This is a genomic window from Shewanella sp. 11B5, assembly GCF_002836795.1.
GTDB classification, from domain to species: Bacteria; Pseudomonadota; Gammaproteobacteria; order Enterobacterales; family Shewanellaceae; genus Shewanella; species Shewanella frigidimarina.
In genome coordinates this window covers 1-5,846 of sequence record NZ_PJAP01000503.1, presented here as the reverse complement: position 1 = coordinate 5,846, position 5,846 = coordinate 1, and the positions used below count along the sequence as shown (strand labels likewise).

At 43.0% G+C, this 5,846-nt stretch carries 4 protein-coding genes; 1 reads left to right on the top strand and 3 read right to left on the bottom strand.

Annotated features, from left to right (window positions below; translation table 11 throughout):
• Positions 1–143 precede the first annotated feature (143 nt).
• From CXF78_RS11815 to CXF78_RS11805, 3 genes are all read right to left on the bottom strand, one after another.
• Complete coding sequence (locus tag CXF78_RS11815; RefSeq protein WP_102036899.1) at positions 144–1,364, bottom strand: efflux RND transporter periplasmic adaptor subunit; 1,221 nt, start codon at positions 1,362–1,364, stop codon at positions 144–146.
• Positions 1,354–2,757 carry a TolC family protein gene (locus tag CXF78_RS11810; RefSeq protein ID WP_102036898.1) on the bottom strand — a complete coding sequence of 468 codons (1,404 nt, stop codon included), beginning with the start codon at positions 2,755–2,757 and terminating at the stop codon, positions 1,354–1,356. Before CXF78_RS11810 ends, CXF78_RS11815 begins: the two co-directional genes overlap by 11 nt.
• Positions 2,758–3,031: 274 nt before the next feature.
• Complete coding sequence (locus CXF78_RS11805; RefSeq protein ID WP_102036897.1) at positions 3,032–3,940, bottom strand: haloalkane dehalogenase; 909 nt, start codon at positions 3,938–3,940, stop codon at positions 3,032–3,034.
• A 517-nt stretch (positions 3,941–4,457) separates the two neighbouring features.
• Between CXF78_RS11805 and CXF78_RS11800 the strand changes: the two genes are divergently transcribed.
• Entirely contained in the window at positions 4,458–5,741 is a 1,284-nt protein-coding gene (locus CXF78_RS11800; protein ID WP_102036896.1) for a tyrosine-type recombinase/integrase, read from the top strand.
• The last annotated feature ends 105 nt before the right edge of the window (positions 5,742–5,846 follow it).

The following is a 5,846-nucleotide window of genomic DNA, read 5'->3' as shown; positions in this document are numbered from 1 at the left end:
ACTCGGAAAAGCCTCTTTGCGTAAGCTGCCTAATGAAAAAAGCCCAACGATGATCATGCCAATGAGCAATAAGTTAGCCGCTACTGAGTTTCTGGCAAACCAGGCTATTGCTCCTTTGTGTGTAGATAGAGATCCCGACATGGCTACACCTCTACCTTAGCAAGCACCTTAGTGCCGACTTTAAAGCTGCTTAAAGGACGTTTAACAATTTGCATGACACTAGGCTGATTTATTTGCTCGTTAGTTTGCTCAGTGACAATGGGCGACACATACACAAAACCGTCTTTTTCAAAGGCGACTGTCGCAGGTGCTTTAGCCAATAATCCTTGGGCGTCAACAAACCAGATATCACCTTGTTGTGAAATAGCCGATGAAGGTAACTGCCATAAATTGCTTAATGATTTACCGTTAATGTGTGCTTTAACAAAGGTGCCAGGATACAGATCTGTTGCTTGTGCCAGTGGGTTATCGACCACCACAATTAATGAACGTTGGCGGCTAGTTTGAGTTAAATGTTGCTCGACACGTTCAATGTAGCCTTGCCATTGATGAAGACCATCGGCGCTGAACAAAGTCACATCCCACGGCGCTTTAACCAGCTGTGCATTATCAAATGCAGGTAGGTTTTGCCATTGCAGTTCAGACAGCGGTACGCTGATTTCAACTTCGGCCACGCTGTATAAAGTGCCAAGCTGGCTGCCGGTTTGCACGTAGCTGCCTGGCTGAATATCGCGGCTCACCACCAGCGCATCAAACGGTGCGGTAATGTGGGTATAACTTACGTCTTGTTGCGCTTTTTTAAGTGCTTGTTTGGCGTTATCTAGCGCCGCAGTTGCTTGGGCTAATTGCGGGGTGCGCAGCACTAAGGGAGAAGCTGGCTCGCCAGATAAACCTGAACGTAACCATTCGGCCTTAGCTTGCTCACCTTGGCGTTGTTCTTCTAATAAATCGAGTTCCGCTTGAGCAACATCGGTTTGTGCTTGAGTTAACGCTTGTTGATAACTGGTGTCGTTTATTTTGCCTAACAAAGCCCCTTTTTTGATCACCTGACCTGACTCAAATTGACGATTAACCTGTGTGATTTTGCCACTGACTTCGGCGCTAAGTGTTAGCTCATAACGCGGCCTTGCTTCACCAAATCCAACTACTTCTGCTTGATATTCTTGGCCATTAACCACAACAACGCCCACTTGCGGCAATAGTGATACCGCCGCGCTAGTAGCGACAGCTTTGACAGACAGTTCAGCAGCAGGCGCTTTTTTATTCGCAGGAGGTGGTAACTGCGCTGCGGTATAGCCAAACGCAACGGCAATACTGCCCAGTGACAATACAGTGACGATGACGTTTACACGGTTAAGCTTCATGCGAGACTCCTAGACCTAGCGCTAAGCCTAAATCAATTCGGTTTATGAGACGGTTGTAAATGGTAGTAACAAGTTGCGCTTCAACATCAAAGGTTTGCTGTTGCACGGTCAGTAAATCAAAAATATCGACTAAGCCTTGGCGGTACTTTTGCTCATAACTGACAAAGCTGCGATGAGCACTAAGCTGCGCGTCGGTTAAGTGCTTTTGTTGTTTGGCGAGGGAATACTCTTGGCCAACCGTATTTTCGACCTCGTTAACCGCATTTAATAAGGTTTCTTGGTAGACCCAATAGCGCTGCTCAGTCGTTAAACGTGCCAACTCCGCTTGAGACTTCAACTTACCACCTTGAAATAGCGGTGCTGAAAGCTGCTCAAGTACGCTCCATAGTGGTCCAGTGAGTAGTGCATCACTTGGCGACTCGGCCATATCACTCAAACTGGCCGACAAACTGATCGACGGCAACATGGCTTTATAGGCGGCATCGGTACGTAATGATTCTGCTTCGATATTGTAAAATGCCGTTTTAATGTCTGGACGATGCCCAAGGTTTTGCTGACCGAGTGAATCGATTGGATTGAGAACCGTAGGGAACTGGGCGCTAATATCAACACTGACATCACTGCCAGTCCACTGCCCTGTTAGCAAGGTTAAGTTACGGCGACTTTGTGCGAGTTGTTCTTGATAATCCACTAATGTTGCTTGCGTACTGGCGACGCTGGTAGTGGCATTATCCAGATCTTCTAAACTGCCTAAACCGACGCGATAGCGCGCTAAAATAAGGGCTTGGTTGTTATCTAATACCGCTAAGCGCTGAGTCTCAATCGCCACGAGTTGTTGCTTAAGGCTAATGTCTAACCAACTGCGCATTACGTTGGCCACCACTAAATCTTGCGCGCTCTGTAAACTGGCTTGTGTGCTGGCAATGTCTTTTAGCGCTGCATTACTGCTGTCAGCTATTTTTTGCCATAAATCCAGCTCCCAACTCACGGTAATATCAGTAGTGTAACTGTCATCACTGTCTTCGGTTGAAGTACCGCTAAAACTGGCATCCACAGATGGTAAGCGGCTTGCAGAGGTAATACCGTGCTGAGCATAGGCCATATTTAACGCCACTATACTTTGTTGTAGGCTGGGATTATTTTGCAATGCGGCTGATATAAAGGTTTGCAGTTCAGGCACATTGATTAAGTCAGTGAGTCGCGCTAACGATTGCGACGGCACACCTTGTGTGTTTTTGGTGGCTAATAGCTGTTCAATTAACTGCTGGCTTGTTTTTGCTTGTGCTTGGCTAGCTTGGTCGATGTAATTGCTATTATCGACAGTGCTGCAGCCCAACAAACTCACTACAATCAGTGCCAACATTGCGTGTCGTCGCGCCGGTTTTACCATCATCAAGTATTTCTCCCAACTTGTGTATTACACAATAATGGAGCAAGCATACCGATGGGCGGGTTAAGGAGAGGTTAAGGTGGGAATAAATAGTGAAATTGAATATAGAGATAAAACGTTAGCATTAAACATCAATATGGTTCAATAAAACCATAAGCTAATCATGATAAATAGCAGCTATATGCCCCTACAGAACATATAGCCATCAAGATAAGCATGTTAATAATGGATACCATTATTATTGTTAAGCAATTATCGAACTTGGCTACAGGACGCGTTAACGATTATCAGCAATAAAATTATCGATTACTTTAGCTAATACTTCACCCTGCTCTTCTTGTAAATAATGGCCAGCATTCACAATAGTGGTGTGTTTTTGCCCTTTTGTGCCCGGTATTATTTCTTGCATCATTTTATCACCACCGGCAGTGATAGGATCAGAGTCACTAAATGCGGTCAAAAATGGCTTGTTCCACTGAGATAAAACTTTCCATGCTGCACGGTTTTTAAGTGTTGCTGGATCATCAGGCGTAATAGGCACTAACAAAGGAAATTCACGTGCACCAGTTTTGTATGTTTCATCAGGGAATGGGGAGTCATATGCTGCAATAACGTCATCTGATAAATCAGAAACAGATGCACCATTTATCATTTGTCCTGCAGGGAAATCAACCGATTCTTGCGAGTAGTTAAACCACTTCATAAATGCATCATTAGTTTCTTCATCACCCGTGGGTAACATCGTATTTGCAGCTACAATACGAGTGTAACGTTCTGTATCTTCAGTAGCTAAACGCAAGCCAATTAATCCACCCCAATCTTGGCATACAAGATTAATATGGTTTAGTTGGAGTTGCAAAACAAATGATTTCATCCAATCAACATGACGTTGATAAGTATAATCAGAACGTTTACTTGGCTTATCTGAACGGCCAAATCCAATAATGTCTGGAACAATAACGCGATAACCAGCTTCAACAAGGATCGGGATCATTTTACGATATAAAAAACTCCATGAAGGCTCTCCATGCAGTAATAATATTGGCTCAGCATTTTTATCTCCTTCATCAAGATAATGAATCCGTAACTGGCCTCCTTCAGTATCGTCCACTAATAGGTAATTAGGTGTAAACGGATATCCTGGTAAGTTAACAAAATAACTATCATCTGTTCGTAAAAATTCCATAACTATCTACTTTCCTTTTTTATAAAATAAATCAACTCTATGAGTCAGCTTTTTATTGCATGCACTACAACGCTAATAATTAAGTAACGAAGAGTGGTTGAAATGATCTAAAATTAAGTTTGTTTGAGTAACAAATAGATTAAGAGTTTTGTCATCTTGATGAGCTAAGAAGTTTCAGGTGCTATCGAGTCGACGTCGGGAAGGCTCAACATTGGTACCATGTTACAAACCAGTCCAACAAACACGGCTACAAATAAGTCCATCTGATAGAAATAATAAAATCAATAAATCGCAGATATAAAAAAGCCCCGTTCAATTAAGAACGGGGCTTTCAAATGATGGTACCTGAGGTCGGACTCGAACCGACACGCCGTGAAGCAGGGGATTTTGAATAAAGCGTGTCAAAAATATTACTAAAACCGTTATTTTTTGTTATTATTTTTCATAGACCTACATATTAGACTTTGCTAATTCACAAACTTTGCAAATTCTTTGCAAAAAACTATAGAATCAGACTATGAGCAAACAGGTCGAAAGACACGATATTTCCGACGAATTATATGTCTACCTACAAGACAATAGCAAACGTTGGTATGCCCGCATCAAAGTAGCTGGTAAGTGGCATTCTAAAGCGACTAAGCAGAAAGAAAAAGAGAAAGCCATCGGCATGGCCTATCGGCTTCAAATGGAATACCAATTCATGGCTGACCGTAATATTCTGGTCAGCACAAAACGCTTTCGCGATGTAGCAGAAAAAGCGATTAGCACCATGCAAGATGCTCTCGATAATGAAACTGGGGCGCTTAACTACAGGACCTATATTCAGGTATTACGTAAGTACCATATCCCTTTCTTCGACCGTATTTACATTACCTCAATTGATAGTGAAAAGCTGCGTGAATTTGATAAGTGGCGTATTGAGCAATTCCAGCGTGTCCCTGCCAAATCAACGCTGCTGAATCACAACGCAGCCATGCAGTTGGTATTTAAAGAAGCTGTAGATCATAAATGGATGTTAGCAGCACAAGTCCCTTCCCTATCGACCAAAGGTGCAGGATCGCAACGTCGAGCACATTTCTCTCATGAGGAATATGAAAGAGCCTTCGATGCGGTATTAGCACTTGAGCAAAACAGTATTAGGGAAAAAACCCGTCAAATTCGTGAACTGCTACTCGACTACATGGAATTTGCAGTGAACACGGGTATTCGCCCCGGCACGGAGATGGAAAGCCTCACGTGGGGTGACATCAATATAGATACCAATGAACACAACATTATCTTCTATATCACGGTGAGAAAAGGCAAAACGGTCAAGCATACAGGTATCCGAGAAGTCGTATGCCGTGATGAAATATTCTCCAGCGTTCAATCATTACGAGAACGATTTCCTAATAGAAAACCTTCAGACAAGCTATTTAGACTAGCGGATGGAACTTCGAGCAAAGAACTCGGTAAGGCGTTTGAAAAAGCGATATCGGAAATTGGTTTGAAGTCGTCACCACATGGTGTCAGAACGTTGTACTCCCTGCGTCATACTTACATCACATGGCAACTAATGTCTGGTAACGTCAGCATGGAAGTATTAGCTAAACAGTGTGGAACCAGCATTGCCATGATTGAACAACACTACAGCCATGTTACCCCGAAGATGTACAGTAAAGAGCTATCGGGTGTTGACCTAGGCAAAGCCAAGTCCAAAGTAAAAGACAAAAAGACGTCTGGCAGTAAACAAAATCAAGTTAGACTAACAGAGCTCTTTAAAGAGTGGCAAGCCAGCTATAAGCAGCGTGGCTGTATTTAGATTCAGCAGGACACTTCAGGTGTTCAGTATCTCAATGATAAGATGTGTAACTACATTTCAGGAGTTAAAAATGACACTATATAAACGCGAGTTTGGTGAAGGCTT